Source organism: Novosphingobium guangzhouense (genome assembly GCF_002896965.1).
Classification (GTDB): Bacteria; Pseudomonadota; Alphaproteobacteria; order Sphingomonadales; family Sphingomonadaceae; genus Novosphingobium; species Novosphingobium guangzhouense.
Genome location: NZ_LYMM01000002.1, coordinates 20,963 through 39,644, shown reverse-complemented (window position 1 = coordinate 39,644; position 18,682 = coordinate 20,963). Strand labels below are relative to the sequence as shown.

The 18,682-nt window shown below is 63.3% G+C and carries 14 protein-coding genes and 1 pseudogene; 9 read left to right on the top strand and 6 right to left on the bottom strand.

What is annotated here, in order from left to right; genetic code table 11:
• Positions 1–20: 20 nt before the first annotated feature.
• The 3 genes from A8V01_RS01680 to A8V01_RS01670 are packed head-to-tail and all read left to right on the top strand — an operon-like array spanning position 21 to position 2,845.
• Positions 21–1,007: an FAD:protein FMN transferase gene (locus tag A8V01_RS01680; protein WP_103094232.1), complete on the top strand. Its 987-nt coding sequence runs from the start codon at positions 21–23 to the stop codon at positions 1,005–1,007.
• A 45-nt stretch (positions 1,008–1,052) separates the two neighbouring features.
• Positions 1,053–1,733, top strand: a complete 681-nt coding sequence (locus A8V01_RS01675; RefSeq protein WP_103094231.1) for a Fe2+-dependent dioxygenase — start codon at positions 1,053–1,055, stop codon at positions 1,731–1,733.
• Positions 1,730–2,845 carry an alpha-hydroxy acid oxidase gene (locus tag A8V01_RS01670; RefSeq protein ID WP_245892259.1) on the top strand — a complete coding sequence of 372 codons (1,116 nt, stop codon included), beginning with the start codon at positions 1,730–1,732 and terminating at the stop codon, positions 2,843–2,845. The genes A8V01_RS01675 and A8V01_RS01670 overlap by 4 nt, the downstream gene beginning before the upstream one ends.
• Positions 2,846–2,848: 3 nt before the next feature.
• Here A8V01_RS01670 and A8V01_RS01665 read toward each other — a convergent pair whose 3' ends face one another.
• The 5 genes and pseudogenes from A8V01_RS01665 to A8V01_RS01645 all read right to left on the bottom strand — a co-directional run bounded on the left by A8V01_RS01665 (position 2,849) and on the right by A8V01_RS01645 (position 11,008).
• On the bottom strand, positions 2,849–5,287 hold the full coding sequence (locus A8V01_RS01665) for a hypothetical protein (protein ID WP_245892257.1): 2,439 nt from the start codon (positions 5,285–5,287) through the stop codon (positions 2,849–2,851).
• A 131-nt stretch (positions 5,288–5,418) separates the two neighbouring features.
• Positions 5,419–6,573, bottom strand: a complete 1,155-nt coding sequence (locus A8V01_RS01660; RefSeq protein WP_103094229.1) for a glycosyltransferase family 4 protein — start codon at positions 6,571–6,573, stop codon at positions 5,419–5,421.
• Positions 6,566–7,801, bottom strand: coding sequence for a CDP-glycerol glycerophosphotransferase family protein (locus A8V01_RS01655; protein WP_245892255.1), 1,236 nt, complete (start codon positions 7,799–7,801; stop codon positions 6,566–6,568). The genes A8V01_RS01660 and A8V01_RS01655 overlap by 8 nt, the downstream gene beginning before the upstream one ends.
• A gap of 148 nt (positions 7,802–7,949) precedes the next feature.
• Positions 7,950–9,269 (bottom strand): annotated as a pseudogene (locus A8V01_RS01650) (sigma-54-dependent transcriptional regulator).
• Entirely contained in the window at positions 9,266–11,008 is a 1,743-nt protein-coding gene (locus A8V01_RS01645; protein WP_103094228.1) for a sensor histidine kinase, read from the bottom strand. The pseudogene A8V01_RS01650 and the gene A8V01_RS01645 overlap by 4 nt, the downstream one beginning before the upstream one ends.
• A 210-nt stretch (positions 11,009–11,218) precedes the next feature.
• Between A8V01_RS01645 and A8V01_RS01640 the strand changes: the two genes are divergently transcribed.
• Positions 11,219–12,541: a dicarboxylate/amino acid:cation symporter gene (locus A8V01_RS01640; protein ID WP_103094227.1), complete on the top strand. Its 1,323-nt coding sequence runs from the start codon at positions 11,219–11,221 to the stop codon at positions 12,539–12,541.
• A gap of 36 nt (positions 12,542–12,577) precedes the next feature.
• The gene (locus tag A8V01_RS01635; protein ID WP_103094226.1) at positions 12,578–14,041 is read left to right on the top strand and encodes an alginate export family protein; all 1,464 of its coding nucleotides are present in this window, start codon (positions 12,578–12,580) and stop codon (positions 14,039–14,041) included.
• Position 14,042: 1 nt separating this feature from the next.
• Here the strand turns inward: A8V01_RS01635 and A8V01_RS01630 are convergent, their stop codons facing one another.
• Positions 14,043–14,663, bottom strand: a complete 621-nt coding sequence (locus A8V01_RS01630) for a transcriptional regulator (protein WP_245892251.1) — start codon at positions 14,661–14,663, stop codon at positions 14,043–14,045.
• A 230-nt stretch (positions 14,664–14,893) separates the two neighbouring features.
• Here A8V01_RS01630 and A8V01_RS01625 point away from each other — a divergent pair, with 230 nt between their 5' ends.
• Genes A8V01_RS01625 through A8V01_RS01610 form a run of 4 tightly spaced genes read left to right on the top strand, consistent with a single transcriptional unit; the run spans position 14,894 to position 18,675 of the window.
• A complete protein-coding gene (locus tag A8V01_RS01625) occupies positions 14,894–16,348 on the top strand; it encodes an aldehyde dehydrogenase family protein (protein ID WP_245892249.1) in 1,455 nt (484 codons plus the stop codon).
• Positions 16,345–17,127, top strand: a complete 783-nt coding sequence (locus tag A8V01_RS01620) for a carboxymuconolactone decarboxylase family protein (RefSeq protein ID WP_103094223.1) — start codon at positions 16,345–16,347, stop codon at positions 17,125–17,127. Before A8V01_RS01625 ends, A8V01_RS01620 begins: the two co-directional genes overlap by 4 nt.
• Positions 17,120–17,920, top strand: coding sequence for an NAD(P)-dependent oxidoreductase (locus A8V01_RS01615; RefSeq protein WP_103094222.1), 801 nt, complete (start codon positions 17,120–17,122; stop codon positions 17,918–17,920). The genes A8V01_RS01620 and A8V01_RS01615 overlap by 8 nt, the downstream gene beginning before the upstream one ends.
• Positions 17,917–18,675, top strand: a complete 759-nt coding sequence (locus A8V01_RS01610; protein WP_245892247.1) for an SDR family NAD(P)-dependent oxidoreductase — start codon at positions 17,917–17,919, stop codon at positions 18,673–18,675. The genes A8V01_RS01615 and A8V01_RS01610 overlap by 4 nt, the downstream gene beginning before the upstream one ends.
• The last annotated feature ends 7 nt before the right edge of the window (positions 18,676–18,682 follow it).

Genomic DNA, 18,682 nt, shown 5'->3' with positions numbered 1-18,682 from the left:
CCGCCCTGCATCCGGGTTCCATGCGTCTCGCCGTGCCACTTGAAATCGACGCTGCCTCGCTTGCCACATGGCGGCAGGGCGTGCCGGTGATCGCGATGGACGGCGAGACGATGGGCACCACATGGCGCATCCGGCTTGCGCCGCCCCCCGGTTTCGACCGGGAGGCGGCGCACCGCGCGATCGAGGCGCGGCTGGAAGACATCCTCGCGCAGATGAGCCACTGGCGTGCGGATTCGCTGCTCGGCCGGTTCAACCGCGCCAATGCAGGCACATGGTTCACCCTGCCCGCCGACTTTGCCGCAGTGGTCGCGGCGGCGCTTGCCGTCGCCGAGCGTTCTGCGGGCGCCTTCGATCCCGCGATCGGCGCGCTCGTCGATATCTGGGGGCATGGGCCGGTCGCGATCGAACGGCCGCCCACGGTCGAGGAGGTCGAGCGCGCACGCGCGGCTTCCGGTTTCATGCGGCTCGTTTACGAACCCGGCACGCGGCAGCTGCGTCAGCCCGGCGGCCTGCGTCTGGACTTGTCGGGCATCGCCAAAGGCTACGCCGTCGATGCGCTGGCCGCGCTGCTGGCCGCCATGGACTGCCATCATGCGCTCGTCGAGATCGGTGGCGAACTGGTGGGGCGCGGACTGCGGCCCGATGGCGATCCCTGGTGGGTGGATCTTGAAACGCCAACTCAGGACGTGGCGCCGCTGCGGCTTGCCCTACACCAGCTGGCAGTGGCAACCTCAGGCGATTACGTGCGCGGTTTCCACACGATCGATCCGCGCAGCGGGATGCCGGTCGAACATGCCATGGCGGTCAGCGTGGTCCATCCTTCCGCCATGATCGCAGATGCCTGGGCAACCGCGTTCGGCGTGCTCTCACCTGCCAGTGTGCGTGCACTGGCTAGCGTTGAGTGCCTTTGTGTGCGCCTTGTGTGCCGTTGTGGTAGCGGTGTGTCCGAATGGATAAGCCCCGCGCTCGCCGCCATGATAGAGGCCGAAAACGGCGGTTCTGCTTGATGCGGATCATTGTCAGCACCTTTGGACTGCGCGAATAGAGACGTCATGGTCATCGAAATCCCCGAACTGTTCGACGCTGCCGAAGTGCGCGAAATCCGTGCAGCGCTTGAGGCCGCGGACTGGACGGACGGCCGCGCCACGGCCGGCCATCGCGCCGCAAAAGTCAAGGAAAACGAGCAGTTAGCGCTTGACCATCCTTTGGCCAGACAACTCGCCGACCGCGTCCTCTCCCGCCTTTCTCAAACCCCGCTGTTCATCGCCGCAGCCCTCCCCGCACGCGTGCTGCAACCCCGCTTCAGCCGCTATGACGGGCAAGGACACTACGGAAACCACGTCGATAACGCGATCTTCCCGATCCCCGGCACCAGCGAACACTTGCGTTCCGACGTTTCAAGCACACTGTTCCTGTCGGACCCGCAGGAATACGACGGCGGCGAACTCGTCATCGAGGACATGTTCGGCACGCATACCGCCAAATTGCCCGCCGGAAGCCTCATCGTATACCCCGGCTCCAGCCTCCATCGGGTGATGCCGGTGACGCGCGGGGTGCGCTTCGTGTCGTTCTTCTGGACGCAGAGCTTCATCGCATCGCCCGAACGGCGGCGGCTGATGTTCGAGCTGGACGGCGCGATTCAAGGGGTTGCTGCGGACCATCCCGAACACCCCTCGGTCGATACGCTGACTCAGGTCTATCACAACCTCTTGCGGCAATGGTCAGCAACGTGACAGTGCAACCGCCGCTAACCGCCATTCCGGCGGACCTGCGCACCCTTGCAGACTACGAGAAACGTGCCGAAATGCACATGACGCCCGACGTCTGGCGTCATGTTCAGGAGGGCGCGGGACGCGGAATCACGCTGGCGGAAAACCGCGCCGCCTTCGATCGCATCGGCTTTCTCCCACGCGCCATGGCCGATCTTGACGGCGATACCGGGATAGAGCTGCTTGGCCGCCACCATGCGGCGCCGATCCTTCTTGCACCGCTGGCCTATCAGCGCCTTGTCCACGCCGAAGGCGAACTGGCATGCGCACGAGCTGCCACCGCGCTCGACACCGGGATGATCGTGAGCACGCTGTCCAGCATCCCGCTTGAGGATATCGCGGCAGCCGCCCACGCGCTGGCCCGCGATCTTGGAAAAAAGCCAGCGCCGCTGTGGTTCCAGCTCTATCTCCAGCCAGATCGGGAACACAGTCTGCAACTGGTCCGCCGTGCCGAAGACGCTGGCTACGAAGCGATCGTCCTGACCGTGGATGCCGCGCTCAAACCCGCAGGAATCACGCTCCCTCCGGGGGTGGACGCCGTCAACCTTGCAGGAATGCCCCGTCCGCGCCAAACGTCGGTGCCGGGGGGGAAGATCCTTCTTGGAACGCCGCTGGCCCAATCCGCTCCCGGCTGGGAAGATCTTGCCTGGCTGCGTGGCGTGACCCGGCTTCCCATCCTCGTCAAAGGGCTTCTGTTGGGCGATGACGCAGCGCGAGCAGTTGACGAGGGCGCAGATGCGCTGATCATTTCAAACCATGGCGGCCGGGTTCTCGACGGCCTGCCCAGCCCCGTCGAACTGATCCAGAACGTAGCCGAAAGCACTGCAGGCCGCATCCCCTTGTTACTGGACGGCGGCGTGCGGATGGGAACCGATGTCGTCAAGGCAATCGCTCTTGGAGCAAGCGCCGTTCTGATCGGCCGCCCGCAGATGCATGCACTTGCCGTCGCCGGCCTGCCGGGAATGGCGCACATGATCCACCTGATGCGCACCGAACTCGAAGCCGCCATGGCCCAGCTGGGCTGTCCGACATGCGCCCTGCTTGGCCCGGACCGGCTGGTCGCGCTTAGCCGCTGAACCCTACTTGTCGATCGGCACCCGGACCACTTTGTCCGGCGCATCACGCAAGCGGATGCGCACCACTCCATCGGCAGGCCGGCCACTGATCTGAAGGGTGCGCCCGGTATAGCCCGGCTGCACCATAGCCGGCCTGGCGAAGCCGTCGTCCACCGCGACGGCATCGATCAGGAAAAGATCTCGCCCAACCAGCGTACAGGGGCCGTCCTGCCCTTCACAACCCACATGGTCGACGCGCGGCAAACGGACGAGAGAGGTCAGCGGGGTCCAATCCCCGCGCTCCTCCTGCCCGCCTGCCCCCCTGCTGACGACGCGGAAACGGATGGCACCAAAGGTGGCTGGAGGCAGATCGCCTGGCTTGAGCGTCGCGACCATGACTTCAGGGCTTTCCAGATTCAGCCCTTTGCCGATCTCCAGCCGGGCAATGGCCTCACCCTCAACAGGCGCGATCTCGATAAAGGATCCTGCGCCGAAACGTGTCTTCCCGGCAGCTTTCAGGGAGAACACCATTTCGCCATTACCGGGTAACATATCGCCGGTTCCCACATCCAGCGCCTTGCTGCCCTGCCCGGCCGGAGCAGGATAAACTGTGCGCTGCAGCAGAGTTGCCTGAGGGCGCGGGCCGCCAATCCGGACTGGGAGAGTCAGATTGCGACCGTCTTCCAGATGCACGATTGCCTTGTCTGACGAAGCCGCATCCGAAGCGCCTGACGATACCTTCGCGTCGCCTTGCGCCACGAGACGCAGGCGGTCAGCCCCGCTTTCGCGCGTCAGTTCGCCGGGCCGGAATTCGACGCCACCTAAAGTGACAGAACGCACCTGATCCAGACGCTGCCCGGTCAGAATGCCCTGCCCATCCCCGGCATGGACATCCAGCCCATCGAGGCGGCTTGCCTGGACCCGCGCACGCAAGGTTACCGTCTGCACCTCTGCAGCGCCGCGCTGGCGGATTTCGATCCGCATATCGCCTGCCGCAGCATCAGCCAGAGGTACGGTGACAGCAAGCCGCTGCCCTTCCATCGCCTTCCATGTGATCGGCCGGACCGCGCCATTACCTTGCCGCAAGGTCACGTTTTCGACGCATCCGGGCGCAGCGCCCTGCAAGGTCACTTCGTTGTCGCGCCCCACGATCAGGCCTTCGCCATCTGCTGCGGCCTTCCAGGGCTGTGCGCCGGGACGTTGCAACAGGAAATCAGGGCCTTCGAACGGCGCAAACCCCCAACTGCCGTGCAGATGACCGCGAACGTCCCCCGCAAAAGCGGCAGGAAGCGTCTCTGCGGCAAGAACGTAGCCGCCCTTGTCCGCGCGTGCCTTGACCGGCAATTCCAGCGTCTGACCGGAAGCAGAGGTGAGGCGGACCTTCACGTCGTGCGCGAAATCAGTAGAGAATACCAGCGGTGCACCTTCCACCGGCAGAACCGCACCCGATACGAGGCAGATCGGGCCTTTGGCGGTGCTGCGCAACTGGGGCGGAATATCCGCCTCTACCGCAGGCATCGCCGCGATCATGACCGATTTGGGCTTCTGGAACGAAGGCGCCGCATTGAGCAGCAGCGACATCGTATCGGCCTGGCGCACGGTCAGTGTCGGCAGGTACGTGAACTGCGGATTGTTGAACGCACCGAATATCTTCGCAACGTCGCGGGCAACGGCAATGTAGGCGCTGTAATATCCGGCCCCGCCTTCACGCGTATTGCTCAATTGCAGGGCAAGATCGGTCGGCGTGCCGGTAATCGTCTCTGCCAGCGAACTCGTATGCACGTCATTGAGAACAAGGGATTGGCGGTTCTGCACCAGGCACGAGGCCTGCGATTGGATCACCTTGCTGAGACAGTCTTCCTGCAGCTTGATCGACAGGCTCCGCGCCAGCACCGGCGCCACGGTGCGCAGATATTCGGGCCCGTTGTCATCCTGCGCCCGGATCGCGGCCATGAACGCGTTGAGGCGGGAATGGTCCAGCGATGCCTGATTGAGATCCTGACTGGCCCGCACGAATTCGCCGGGCTTGCCCCGGACCGCATCGACCAGCACCCCTTCTGCGCCGCCCGTTTCGGGCACCATCAACAGCACCATCTGCCGGGCATCGCGCGGAACGGTCAGCGTCAGCGACTTGTCCTTTTCCTTCTCCTTCCAGGTCCGGGCCAGATCTATCCAGTCTTTGGGCGGAGGATTCGTCGCCCCGCGCAGAAAAGCCGACATCAGCACGAAATTCGCGCTCTGGTTTTCCGGCAGTGCGCCGTGGATGACCACCTTGTCGCCCGGTGCAAGGCTCGGCACGCGGGAGATCGGCAGGGTGGTTCCTTCCCGCGTCACTTCGATGCGCAAGTCTGGCCCCGCAAGCTCGAACGGCGCTGGATCGGCCAGCACGGGGGCTGCAAGCGCCAAAGGCGAAACCAGCAGGCTCAGACTGCGGGACAGACGCCAGATGCGGCGCGTTGGCATTCTCTTGCGCAAAAAGCCGAATTCCTGTCGTTGCTTCAGACCAGACGCGCCCCCGCTCATGCCTTAGCCGCTACGGTTGGGCAGGTTCAACCCCGTAAGGCAAAAGGCAGCCGCGGCCGCATCCTTCGATGCTAATTCAGGGACCCGAGAAGTTGTTCCTGGCCAGCCCGACGCCCCGGCCTGCCGCCCGGCACAAGCCCTTCAAGCGCGAGACTGCAATGTCTGTCCCAACTGAAATGCTCACGCGCAAAGCTGCGCCCGTTTGCTGCCAGGCGATCACGATAGGCAGGATCACGCGCCAGTAGGAGAATTGCATCACGCAGCGCCCCCGGATCACGGCCATCTATGACCAGACCCGTGACACCGTCCCGCACCAGTTCGCCGGGACCACCATCGCGCCCGACGATGCAGGCCAGACCGTGCGCCATTGCGTCGGCTACGCTAATGCCGAACCCTTCTATCTCTGCCCCATCCTCCAGCGCGATCTGCGGATGCAGGAAGATGTCGGCGCTGCGATACCATTCCTCCAGTTCCGCATCCTCGACGTAGCCGGTCATCGTGGTTGCGCCCAATTCCGGCGTGACGGGTTCAATGGCCGCGCGGATATCAACCTCGGCAGGCCCGCGCCCGATCACCACGTAATCGAGCGCTGCATCCTTGTTACGGCAAGCGGCAACCGCCTTTACCGCGGCCGGCACGTTCTTGCGGCGGACAAGGCGGCAGACCGTGATGGCGCGCGGCCGGACATTCGCAGTTCTTTCCGGAGCATCGACCGGCAAAACGATCCCGTTCCACGCGGTAACACAAGCACCCGCAAAATCAGGCGCCCGATCAAGCAGTAGCCGGCGCGTCGCGTCGCTTACGGCGATTATTCTCGTCGTCCGGCCAAGCACGGCGCGCATGAGGCGGAAAGCCGCTCTGGAAGGCCGGCCAACTTCCCTTCCGTGCACCGTTGCAAGCAAGGGGCGCGGAAACAGCAGCGCCGGGATGGCGGCCCGCCATGTGCAGGCATGAATGGCGGCAGGACGCTCTCCCCGCAACCATGCCCGGCACATCGCCAGCGCCAGCCGGATATAGACCGCGACTAGAGACCCCGGCCCGACGTCGACAAGCGATATCCCGCCTTCGACCAGACGGCGCGGCCCTGCGGAAGATTTGGCGAACACCGTTACCTGCCGGCCGGCACGCGCATAAGCTTTGGCAACCTGCGCGACGTACGTCTGCACGCCACCTTCGTCAGGCGCATGGACCCGCGCCACGACCCAGATCAGGGATCGCTTACTCATGGACGAGCATACCTTTTCGAGAAAAGCCGAACGACGGCATAGATCGCGATACGACCTGCTTGTCCCGGCGCGCCGTCAGATAGTCCGCAACGGCGCGGCCAGCCCTTTGCGACGCACTGCGACCATCACTATCGAAGGTCTCTTCCACCCCTTGGCGTTGAGCCGGAGCGTATGCTTCGTGGGCTGCTATCGCATGGACGACCTTGCCCGTGATGTCCTCGCAGGCGTCATGAACCGGTCCGTACTGCCAATGGCGATAGCTTGCATTGCCCTCCCATTGCGCACCATGGGCATTCAGGAACAGGCACGGACGCGGACGCACCACAAACTCGTAGATCTGGCTGCTGACATCGCCGAGATAGACCGAGGCCATGCGGGTATAGGTCATATCCACGCTTGCCGCGCTGCCAAGGTCTACGTGAACATGCGGCAGACGGGCGAATTCCTCCAACTGACGCTCCATCCGTTCACGGCGGCGACATCCGTCATACATGCGGATATGGGGAGCGACGATCAGGTTGAAGCGATCATCGCGGGCGAACTGACGGACGATATCCAGTCCCATGTTCGGCCATGAAGACAGCTTGCGCGAAAAGTGCGGGTTGTAGAGCACTACCGGCCGATCGTGCACGAACAGCCGTGCGGGGGGCCGGTCCCCAGTCAGATCGAACTTGCCGTAGCCGACGATCGCATAGTGCCCATCTCTTACAAGGCGCTTTTCGAGCATGCGCCGCCGCTGCTTCTCTCCTGCCAGCAAGACAAAGTCGAATTGCCGGATGCGCCGATCGTATCCGACCGCACGATCCCCCGCGCCGTGGCAGGTGTGGATGAAGCATGTGCGCCGCAGTCCGAAATGCCGCAGCAGCAGCGAAGTGCGCTCGGGCACGACGATCGCGTCGTACTCTGCAAGCTGCGCGCGGGCCGCCGCCAGCGCTACAAGCTTGGGCGGCGTTGCAACGCCCAGCAGCCGGGTGAATGCAGAAAGCACGCCTCCCGCAACCTGCACGAAGCGGATCGTCGAGACGCCATGCCGGCGCGCGATATCGCGCGCCATGGCGATGTGGTCCTGTGTCATGGCCATCACGTCGACCGCGAAACGAGGATCGCCGGCCAGTTCCAGCGCAAGCGGCATGGCATGAAGAACGTGATGCAGCTGCGCGTTGAAGAAAAAGCAGATTTTCTGCGGTGCCGCGGGGTCGGCAAGCCGCTCGGTCGCTCCTCGGAGCATGGGGTCCTCCATTCCAAGCTTCGGCTAACCGATCCTTGGCCCCACCGGTTTGCCGACGCATTTCAGAAGGTCGCAGTCTCCCCGCAGCCCTGCAACAATTGCGCGGCAGAGCGCCCGATGGGCCGGTCTATCCGCGCGAAGGAACGTCTCAGCCTCCGCCCTTGCGCAATGCGGTCAGGTCGATGCCATGCTTGTGAACCTTGTAGTAGAACGTCTTGCGCGGGATGCCGAGCCGCTTGATCGCGACGCCGATCTCTCCCCTGGCGCCCAGAACGGCGGCAACGATGGTGTCGCGTTCGAAAGCATCCAGACGCTGCGGCAACGTGTCGCCTGAAGGCTCGGCCGCAGGCTCAGGTGCGGTTTCCTCCAGCCCCAGCACGAAACGCTCCGCAAAATGCGCCAGTTCGCGCACGTTGCCTGGCCAGTCGTGGCTGGACAGGTGATGCCTCACGGCGCCCGTCATCATCGGCAGCGGCAAGCGCAACCGGGTTGCGGCGGCACCGGCCAGATGGGCGAAAAGAGCAGGCACATCCTCCCGGCGCTCGCGCAGCGGCGGCATGCGCAGGCGCAATGCGGCAAGGCGATAGAACAGGCCGGGCGTGATTTTCTCGGACAGATCCCCTTCTCCTGCCCCGCCGGTCGCGATGACGCGCAAATCCAGCGGAAGCGGTTCACGAGCGCCCGGACTGCGCAACACACGTTCTTCCACCAGAGGTGTCAAACGGGCCTGAAGGCGGCGGGAGGCATGATCGATATCGTCAAGGAACAGTGTGCCGCGCGCAACCGAAGCGATACTTGCCTCGCCCATCGGCGCGAAGAGTTCGTCCTCAAGAGCTTCCGGCAGCGCGCCGCATGATACCGCCATGAACCTCTGTCGTGAACGCTTGCCCGCACGGTGGATCAGGCGCGCAAGCAGTTCCTTGCCGGTGCCCGTTTCGCCTTCGATGAACAGGTCGATGTCCGCATTTGCAAGTGTGGGTATCATCTCCCGCAGCCGGCGAATGGCGGGAGATTGCCCTATCAGCCCCTAAGCAGCATCCCCTTGCGCTGCGGCACGCAGGCGCCGGTTATCAAGGGCAAGGCCCCGCGCCGTTGCGGCGCGGTCAACTGCTGCCACCAGCGCTTGCGGGTCGAAGGGTTTGGTAAGGAAATCCCATGCCCCCGCCTTCAACGCATCCACCGCCATGGCCACGTCGCCATGTCCGGTCACAAGAATCACCGGCAGTTCGGGATCGCGCTCGTGCAGCGTGCGGAACAGTTCGGTCCCCGACATGTGCGGCATGCGCACATCGGAAACGACTATGCCCGGCCAATCGGCATCGATTGCGTCCAGCGCGGGCCGCCCAGAGGCAAAACTGTCGACCACGAACCCGGCAAGCGAAAGCACCTGCGCGGTAGAAACGCGCAGATCTTCATCATCCTCAACCAGCGCCACGCGCCTTGCCTGTCCCGGCAGCCGTTCAGTCATCGGGCGCGCCTCAGCGTTACCGCGAAACAGGCTCCGTCCCTGGACGGCGCCAGTTGCAAAGTGCCTCCAAAGTCCTCGACGATGTCTTTCGATATGACAAGACCAAGCCCCAGTCCTGCAGGACGGCTGGTGGCGAACGGCGTGAACAGGCGATCGGCAACCTCCGCGGCGATCCCGGGGCCATTATCGCGTATCGTCATTCGTACCTGCTCCTCATCGACTTCCAGCGCCAGTTCGATCCGCGCATCTAACTGGCCGTCCAGCGCCTCAAGCGCATTTTGCAGGATGTTGACCAGGACCTGCTCCAACCGAACATGTCCACCGAACACCAGCAGCTGCGGGGATACTTCGGGCAGCACGAAATTCACCCGCGACAGCCGCTCCTTAAGAAGCAGGCAGGCGCCCTCTATCACTTCCACCAGCGGGATGGGCCCTCCCGCACGGCTGCCTTTGCGCGCGAACCCGCGCAGTTCGGCAGTCACAGCGCCGATCCGTTCTGCCAGCCTGTCGATGGCCGACAGATTATCGCGCACCGCATCATCCGCGCCCATGTCCAGCAATTGGCGGGAGGTAGCGGCATAGTTTCTGATCGCGGCGACAGGCTGTGCGGTTTCGTGGGCAACACTTGCCGTCACCTGCCCCAGCGTCGCCAGACGATTGGCCTGCCGTAATCCGTCGCGCAACTGCGCTGCATGGGCTTCTGCGGCGGCGCGATCTTCAATCTCGCGACGTAAATCGATGGTGCGTTCGGCTACGGCAGCCTCAAGTTGCGCGGTGTGTTCCCGACGACGCCGACCGCGTTCCCGCACAAACGCTCCCAGTGCGCAGATCGCAAGCGTCAGCAAAGCGGCACCGATCTGCGCGGCGCGCACCACGGCATCCACCGCACCTCGCAGCGGAAGCGCAAGATTGACGCGCCAGCCAAGTGCATCTGCCGCCGTCGTCGTCAAAAGATGATCTCCTGCCTCGCCCTGAAGAACGAAGCGGCCATCTGCCCGCTCTCGGAAGGGCACAGGCTTAAGGTCGCCTACGCCGATGAGTTCGCGCTCACGCCGGCCGCGCTCTGCCGGAAGGGCGCGGGTAGCCGCATAGCGCCAGTCCCGGCGACTGGTGACAAGGATCACCCCATCACGATCGGTGACGAACGTGACGCCGTTAGCCTCGCGCCACTGCGCCTCCACCCGGTCAAATTCCATCTTCATCACGACGACGCTGCCACCCGCAGCACGGCGCGCAAAGAACAGGCCCGGCTTATGGCTGACGGTGCCAAGCGCGAACTGCTCCCCGATCCCGCTGCGCAGCGCCGCCTGGAAGTAGGGGCGAAAGCTGTAATCCTTCCCAAGAAAACTGCGCGGGTCGCGCCAGTTGCTTGCAGCAAGGGTGAGGCCATCCTTGCGAATGACGTAGATTATCGGTGAGCCGAGATCGCGCGAAAGGCGTTCCAGCTTGGCATTCATCACGGTTTCCGCGCCGGGGCGACCAGCGACCAGCGCAACCAGATCCTGATCATCCGCCAAGGCCAGCGGCAGCAGCCGGAAGCGCGCGATCTCGCTGGCCAGCAACGCTTGCCGCAAGCGCGCATCCACCGCAGCCTGCGCCGCAAATCGCGCGGTGGCACCTTCGCGCACCACCACCCCCGTCAGAAACGCTACCGCCAGGGCGCCTGCCAGCGCCGCCGTGAGCCACCAGATATACCGCGCTTGAACCACCAGAGTCCGACTAGGCCATCGCTCGATCATGTGCAAGTTTCTGCACTCCCCTCGCCTTCCAAGGGCAAATTTCCAGACAAGGTTGTCTCAAAAGTCTCCGTAATATATTGTTTTCAATGTATTTTATAAAAATGCAATTCTTCTTTGCACGCAATGAAACAGGCTGCAGTTTGACCCTAGGCCCGAGCGTCACCCCAAGGGTGCCGTCGGCGTCCCGAGGATGACTAAGGCTTATTTCGTATGCATTATGACCCGTCGCACGTTCAGCCCGCCGCTGCTAAGCGCTGGTATACCCACCTCTATGTTCAGGTTCTTGCCGCAATCACCGCTGGCGTACTTCTGGGCCATTTCTACCCGGCAACCGGAGGATCCCTGAAGCCGATCGGCGACATGTTCATCAAGCTGGTGAAGATGGTGATCGCTCCGGTCATTTTCCTTACCATCGTCACCGGCATCGCCGGCATGCGCGATCTCAGTTCGGTGGGGCGCGTTGCGGCGAAGGCATTCGCATACTTCCTGTTCTTCTCGACACTGGCGCTCATCGTCGGCATGACGGTCGCAAATGTCGTGCGTCCCGGCGCAGGGTTCAACATCGACCCAAGCACGCTGGATGCCAGCAAGGTCACGCAGTACGCAGAAAAGGCGCACGAAACCACGCTGCTCGGCTTCCTGAACGCGATGATCCCTGACACGCTGGTTTCCTCGCTGGCGCAGGACAATATCCTGCAGGTACTGGTCGTCGCCATCCTGTTCGGCGTTTCGCTGGCCTCGATCGGCGACCGCGCCGCCCCGGTCCTGTCGCTGCTTGAAGACATCTCCGCCGTCGTATTCAAGCTCGTCTCGATCGTGATGAAACTGGCTCCGATCGGCGCCTTCGGTGCAATGGCCTTCACCATCGGCAAGTACGGCGTCGGCAGCCTTGCCAATCTAGCCCAGCTGGTGGCAACGTTTTACCTCACCTCGATCCTGTTCGTGGTCGTCGTGCTCGGCGCGGTGGCGAAGCTGTGCGGCTTCTCGATTTTCAAGCTGATCGCCTACCTCAAGGCGGAACTGCTGCTGGTCCTGGGCACGTCCTCCTCCGAAAGCGCGCTGCCCGCGCTGATCGAAAAGATGGAGCGTGCCGGCTGCCCCAAGGCCGTGGTCGGCCTGGTCGTACCGACCGGCTACTCCTTCAACCTCGATGGCACCAACATCTACATGACGCTGGCCGCGCTGTTCATCGCGCAGGCATGCAACGTGGACCTAACACTAGGCCAGCAGCTGCTGCTTCTGGGCGTGGCCATGCTTTCTTCTAAGGGCGCTGCAGGCGTTACCGGCGCAGGCTTCATCACGCTGGCCGCCACCCTGTCCATCGTGCCGGACGTGCCGGTTGCGGGCATGGCCCTGATCCTGGGCGTCGATCGCTTCATGTCGGAATGCCGCAGCCTCACCAACTTCGTGGGCAACGCGGTCGCAACAGTCGTCGTCTCCCGCTGGGAGGGCAGGCTTGATCATGCCCGCCTTGATGCCGCGCTGACCGGCGCCCCTCTTGCCGAGCCTGCGCTCGCCATGCCTGCCGAATAAAACCAAAAGCCTACAGAGCCACAAGGGTCGCACCCCATGATTACCGTCACCTCGCGGCTTCGCGCCGCAACCCTGCCGCTCGCCCTGTCGACGGCTGCATCCATGGCCGCCACCCCGGCCCGCGCCGAGAGCCCCCCCTACCCGCAGGCCTTCAACGGCGATGGCGCGGTGACCAACGGCTATTCGCTGTCACGCTGGGCTGAGGACTGGACTTCCAAGGCCGATCCGGAAAGCCGCGATGACCCTCTGGATCGCCTGAAGTACATCCCGCTCGATAGCGATGGCGATGTGTACCTCACCCTTTCGGGCGAGTTGCGCCTCCGCGTGAACCATACGACCAACCCGAACCTGCGCGATGCCGAAGCCCAGCGGCAGGATATCAATCGCATTGTCGGTGGTGCCGACCTGCACGTGGGCAAGCACCTGCGTTTCTATGGCGAGCTTGCCCACGGCGGCATCGCGGGCGAGAACATCGGCACGCCAACCACCTCGCAGCGAAACGATCTCGTCGTGCAGCAGGCCTTCGTCGAAGGTATGGCAGAGGTTGGCGGCGTTGACGTCGGCGTGCGATACGGTCGCCAGGAATTCGTCGACGGGCCGAACCTGCTCGTCACCCAGCGTGATAACAACACGATCCGCTATACTCTGAACGGCTGGCGATTCTATGCCCGCGGATCGAAGCTGCGCTTCGGCGCCTTCGACTTTCGCCCTACGTCCTATGGCGACAAGGGCCTTGGCGACGACCAGCACGATCCGGCCCGGCGTTTTTCCGGTGCCACCGTGGGCGTAATGCTGCCCAAGACGATCCTTGGCAACAAGGCAAACCTTGCCTTCGATACCTTCCTGTGGCGCCGCAGCAATGATCTGGGCGCATGGGGCGGTCGTGTCGGGCCGGCCACCCGCTACTATCTCGGTGGCTGGCTACGTGGCGATATCGGCCGGGTGAACCTTGACTGGTCGGTGAACCGCCAGTGGGGCCACTACATCGATCAGGATATCTCCGCCTGGCATGCCTTCATCGCTCAGACCTATCGCATCGGCGAGGCCAAGACCGCACCGCGTGTCGGCGTCCATGTGGATTACGCCACGGGCGGCGGCGGCTATGGAGACGGCAAGCTGCGCAACGGCTATGCCCCGTTCGGCAACAACGTCTACTATAGCTACCAGACCTACCTGACGGCATCGAACATGCTCGCAGTCACGCCGAACTTCAGCTTCAGCCCCTTCAAGGGCGCGCGCCTGCTTGCAGAATACGAGTTCGCGTACCGCGACAACGTCAACGATGCGGTCTATCGCGCCAACGGTCAGCCCTTTGCCGGTACGCAGAACTTCCATGCTCGCAAGATTGCCGAACTGGCGCGCCTGCAGCTGACCTGGACGATCACCCCGCGTCTGTCGTTCACCGGCCGGTATGAACATCTCGATGCAGGCCCGGCACTGACGGACGCGGGCTACAAGAGTTCCGACTTCCTGGCCGGATGGCTGAGCTACCGCTTCTGATTCACTCCTGGCCCTCAAGATGGGCAAGGATTACGGCCCGGTTCTGGCGGTTCGCCTCGAACCGGGTCAACTGCGGGTCATTAGCCAGGATCGCCGCGATGATTCTGGCCCGCCCCTCTTTCCATGCGCGCCCATCGTCTTCGAAAACCGTCAGACGAGGGGCGGCATGGGCAGTGGAATACTGTAGGGTAACCCGCGTCAGCATCTCGAACAACGGACGACGGACCATCTGGAACAGCAGTTCCTGAAATTCCGTTTCGAAAGCTCCGCAATCCGCCATCGTCCTGCATGCCGATAAGCGTTCGCCCAATGCGGCAAGCCTTGACCGCAGTCCTGCATCGCTACAACGGGCAGCGGCTGTCGCCAGTTCGTTGAACAGCAGCGATGTCATGTCCAGCGCTTCATCATACGAGGCGGGATTCATCCGCATGTAGGCGTGCAGGCCGCGCTCCAGCGCAGAAGCATCGGGCCGCACACCGTAATAGCCACCGCCGGGACCGCGCCGCACCTCCAGCAATCCCTCATGCTCCAGCACCCGCGCGACCTGCTGCAACGTGACGATCCCAACCTCGAGCGTCCTCGCCAGATCATGAAGGGAGCCGATCCTCTGCCCTTCAGGCACAGCGTAAATCCGCTCCCGCAGCACTGCGGTCGTCCGCGTTATCAGGCTTGTTTTTGTTCGCGTCATAGAGACCTTATAATATGCCTTTAATTGACAATTTCAGCCGAAATTTGCGGTAATTTTGCGCAATTCAAGTCAATTGACCACCTATTTATGGGCATCTAAGTTTCCTCGCATGGAACGGCGCGTCAGTCGCCGCAGGAGAGGAGAGCCGCATCATGGGCTTTCGCATGCCCGAAGTAATCTTGCCCGAATTCGCACACCTGATTGGTGACAGCGCTGAGATCACGGGCAGCGGCGAGACTTTCGCCCATGTCTATCCCGGCAACGGCGAAGTGACGCGTGAAATCAGACTCGCAGACGAGACTGACGTTGACCGCGCGGTCGCTGCTGCCCGAGCGGCACAGGCATCGTGGCGCGCCATGCCGGGGGACAAGCGACGAGATCTGATGTTTCGACTTGCGGCAGTGATCGAGCAACATGCCGCGCAAATGTCCCCGCTGCTCAGCGTAGAAAACGGCTCGATCCTTCTCGCCGGCCCACACATGAGCGCGGACGCCGCGCAGAAATTCCGCTACTTCGGCGGGTGGGCGGATAAGCTGGAAGGCCGCACGGTGCCCACGTGGGGCGGCTCCGCGCATGACTATGTCGGTTATGAACCTTATGGCACCGTAGGCATCATCGTCCCGTGGAACGGGCCACTGTTCGCAGCCACCATGGTGATGGCACCGGCGCTTGCAGCCGGAAATTGCGTCGTGCTCAAGGCGCCCGAGACTGCCCCCTGGTCAATCATGAAGCTTGTGGAACTGGTGCGACTGGCGGGGTTCCCTCCGGGTGTCGTCAATCTCGTCACCGGCGGGCCGTCGGTCGGTGCTGCGATGGTCGAGCACCCCGGCATCGACAAGATCGAATTCATTGGCAGCGGCGCGACCGCAAGGAAGATCCTTGCCAGCGCAGCCCAGTCCCTGAAACCGGTGGGGCTGGAGCTGGGTGGCAAATCGGCCGTGCTGGTCTTCGCCGATGCTGATTTGCAGGCGGCTGCCAAGCGCGGGCTTTCGGGCGCCATCAGCGCCAACGGGCAAGGATGCGTGAACGGCACCCGGTTGCTGGTCGCACGGGAAATCTACGAGCCTTATGTCGCGATGCTCAAGGCGATGGCAGCGCACATCAAGGTGGGCGATCCTTTCGGCATGGATACGGTCATGGGTCCGGTCATCTCCGAAGCGGCGCTTAACCGCATCCATGGCATGGTAACCCGCGGCATCTCAGAGGGCGGGCGCGTGATCTGCGGCGCCGAACGCATGGGCGGCGATCATGCCGCAGGAGCCTTCTACCCGATCACCATTCTGGCGGACGTCACCCCCGAAAGCGAGATCGCCAGGAACGAAGTTTTCGGGCCGGTCCTGATCGTAACCCCGTTCGACAGCGAAGAAGAAGCCGTCCTGCTGGCCAACGACACCGACTACGGGCTGGGCGCATATATCCACACGACGGACCTGACGCGTGCTCACCGTGTCGCAGGACAAATGATGGCGGGCCAGGTCCAAGTCAACGGTTCTGGCGAGGCGATGACGCCCTGCGTGCCATTCGGAGGCATGAAGCATTCCGGCCACGGCCGCCTTGGCGGTATCGAAGGGCTGCGTGAATTCCAGCAGGTCCGCAACGTATGGATTAACCTCCTGTGAGCCTGCTCGATCCGACCGTCCGCAGCGCGACCGGTGCTGCCACCGAAAAGGAAGTGACTGGACGCGACGTTGCCGCTCCAACCACTCTGCTTGAAGAATCATGGCGCGATTTCGTCTTTGCCGAAGTGTGGACTCGCCCCGACCTTCCGCGCCGGGCGCGCTTCCTTGTCGCAATGGCATCGGCGGCCACTTGCGGTCTGGCGGACGGCCGCATCGACGATTTCGTGCGCGGCGCACTGACAACCAACGTGATCGGTCTGGCGGAACTACGCGAAGCCGCACTCCATCTTGCGGTCTATTCGGGCTGGGGCAACGGCGACAGGCTGGATCAGGCCGTGACCCGTGTTGCTACTGCCCTTGGCCTCCCCCCTGTAGACGGGCCGCCGATCCGGTCCGCGCCTTGGGACGCGCAAGAGCGTAACGATCAGGGCCATGCCGAATTTGCCAAGGTGATGACCTTTCCACCCGGCCCTCCCAGTTCGCCATACCTCGTGGGGATCAACAATTTCGTCTTCGGGGAAATGTGGTGTCGGCGCGGCCTTGACGAACGCTCCCGCCGCTGGATCACGCTGGTTGGCGTATGCGAGTCCGGCGCGGAAATCCCTATCCGCAGCCATGTTCACGCCGCGATGGCGAGCGGCAACTGCGAGCCTCAGGAAATGCTGGAATTCGTGCTGCAGTACGGCACTCACGCAGGCTGGCCCAAGGCTTCCCGCATCAACAGTGTGGTGCTGGAAATGATCGACAAGGTGAAAAAGGGGCTCCCTTGGCATGGCTGAACTGGGATTTGTCGGCCTTGGCTCACAAGGAGCGCCGATTGCTGCAAGGATGCTTGCGGACCACCCCTTGACCATCTGGGCGCGCCGGCCAGAAGCTGCCGCCGCGCTTGCCGGAAAAGGAGCCAGGGTCGCTGCATCGCTCGCGCAACTTGGCGCGATCTGCGATCACGTCGGCATATGTGTGGTCAACGATGCGGATGTCATTGAGGTCTGCGACCAGTTGCTGCCCGCCATGCGCTCGGGGAGCGTGCTGGCGATCCACTCCACCATCCTGCCACAGACATGCGAGGCACTGGCCGTCCGAGCCGCGGATCAAGGCGTGCTGCTGCTGGACGCCCCAGTCAGCGGAGGGGCTCCGGCGGCCGAAGCCGGCACTCTGACCGTCATGTGCGGCGGTAGCGAGGCAGCCTTCGCCAAGGCGTTGCCCGTCCTGCAAACCTTCGGGTCTAAGATAATGCTGCTTGGCCCAGCCGGCGCGGGGCAGCGCGCGAAGATCATCAACAACGCTCTTCTGGCCGCGAACATGGGTCTGGCCCATGCCGCACTGGATATCGCGGCATCCCTCGACGTCGACCGCGCCGCTATCGCCGACCTCATCCGGCATTCCAGCGGGCGCAGTTTCGGCTTCGATGTCTACGCACGACTGCCTGAGCCGTCTGCCTTCGCCCACGGAGGTGCGCTTCTGTTCAAGGACGTGAACCTGCTGGGTGCCATAGCTGATCACGATAATGCCCTCGCCACGGCCGCCATGCCGTTTCTTGACGCCGCCGGCGTGACCAAGGAGGCACCATGATATTCGAGAACCTGAATCTGACCGGAAAGGTCGCACTGGTGACAGGCGCAGCATCCGGGCTGGGCCGCGCCACCGCACTCAAACTGGCGTCCGCCGGGGCGAGACTGTGGCTGGTCGATATAGACCCGACGGGACTTGCCGAAACCGCCGCCTTGCTCGCGCCGACCGACACACGTAGCGAAACGGCAGACCTCTCCGACCCGGACGCCTGCCATGCCACGGTAAGAAAGGCGGTCGAAGCGTTTGGGCGGCTGGATGCTTTGTGCAACGTTGCCGGGCTTATCTACCTTGCCAATACGCCCGAAATGGCCCGCGATCGCTATGAACGAACGATCGACGTCAATCTCAACGCTCCGTTCTTTCTATCGCAGGCGGCCATCCCGCACCTGCTGGAAACCAACGGCGCCATCGTCAACATCGCGTCCTGCGCATCCTATATAGGAGAAGCCTATGCCGCAGCCTATTGCGCCAGCAAGTGGGGCCTGGTCGGCATGACCAAGGCGATGGCGATGGAATTCCAGAAGAAGCCCATCCGCATCAATGCGGTCGCCCCGGGCGGGATGATGACCAATATCGCCGCCAATTATGTCCCGCCTGAAGGCTGCGATTTCGAATTGCTCAAGCGGTTCTCCGGGATGCGCGGGCTGGTCGAGGTAGAAGACGTGGCAGACATGATCGTCCTTCTCGCATCGGAGGCGGGCCGGGGTTTCCACGGGGCCTGTCTGTCGATGGATGCAGGCATAACGGCAGGTTGAAGGAGCA

Excerpts from the sequence above, each read along its gene's own strand:
- A8V01_RS01680 (WP_103094232.1), top strand. The coding sequence starts at position 21 with ATGCGTCTCGCCGTGCCACTTGAAATCGACGCTGCCTCGCTTGCCACA.
- A8V01_RS01675 (WP_103094231.1), top strand. The coding sequence starts at position 1,053 with ATGGTCATCGAAATCCCCGAACTGTTCGACGCTGCCGAAGTGCGCGAA.
- A8V01_RS01665 (WP_245892257.1), bottom strand. The coding sequence starts at position 5,287 with ATGCCAACGCGCCGCATCTGGCGTCTGTCCCGCAGTCTGAGCCTGCTG.
- A8V01_RS01660 (WP_103094229.1), bottom strand. The coding sequence starts at position 6,573 with ATGAGTAAGCGATCCCTGATCTGGGTCGTGGCGCGGGTCCATGCGCCT.
- A8V01_RS01655 (WP_245892255.1), bottom strand. The coding sequence starts at position 7,801 with ATGCTCCGAGGAGCGACCGAGCGGCTTGCCGACCCCGCGGCACCGCAG.
- A8V01_RS01645 (WP_103094228.1), bottom strand. The coding sequence starts at position 11,008 with ATGATCGAGCGATGGCCTAGTCGGACTCTGGTGGTTCAAGCGCGGTAT.
- A8V01_RS01640 (WP_103094227.1), top strand. The coding sequence starts at position 11,219 with ATGCATTATGACCCGTCGCACGTTCAGCCCGCCGCTGCTAAGCGCTGG.
- A8V01_RS01635 (WP_103094226.1), top strand. The coding sequence starts at position 12,578 with ATGATTACCGTCACCTCGCGGCTTCGCGCCGCAACCCTGCCGCTCGCC.
- A8V01_RS01625 (WP_245892249.1), top strand. The coding sequence starts at position 14,894 with ATGCCCGAAGTAATCTTGCCCGAATTCGCACACCTGATTGGTGACAGC.
- A8V01_RS01615 (WP_103094222.1), top strand. The coding sequence starts at position 17,120 with ATGGCTGAACTGGGATTTGTCGGCCTTGGCTCACAAGGAGCGCCGATT.
- A8V01_RS01610 (WP_245892247.1), top strand. The coding sequence starts at position 17,917 with ATGATATTCGAGAACCTGAATCTGACCGGAAAGGTCGCACTGGTGACA.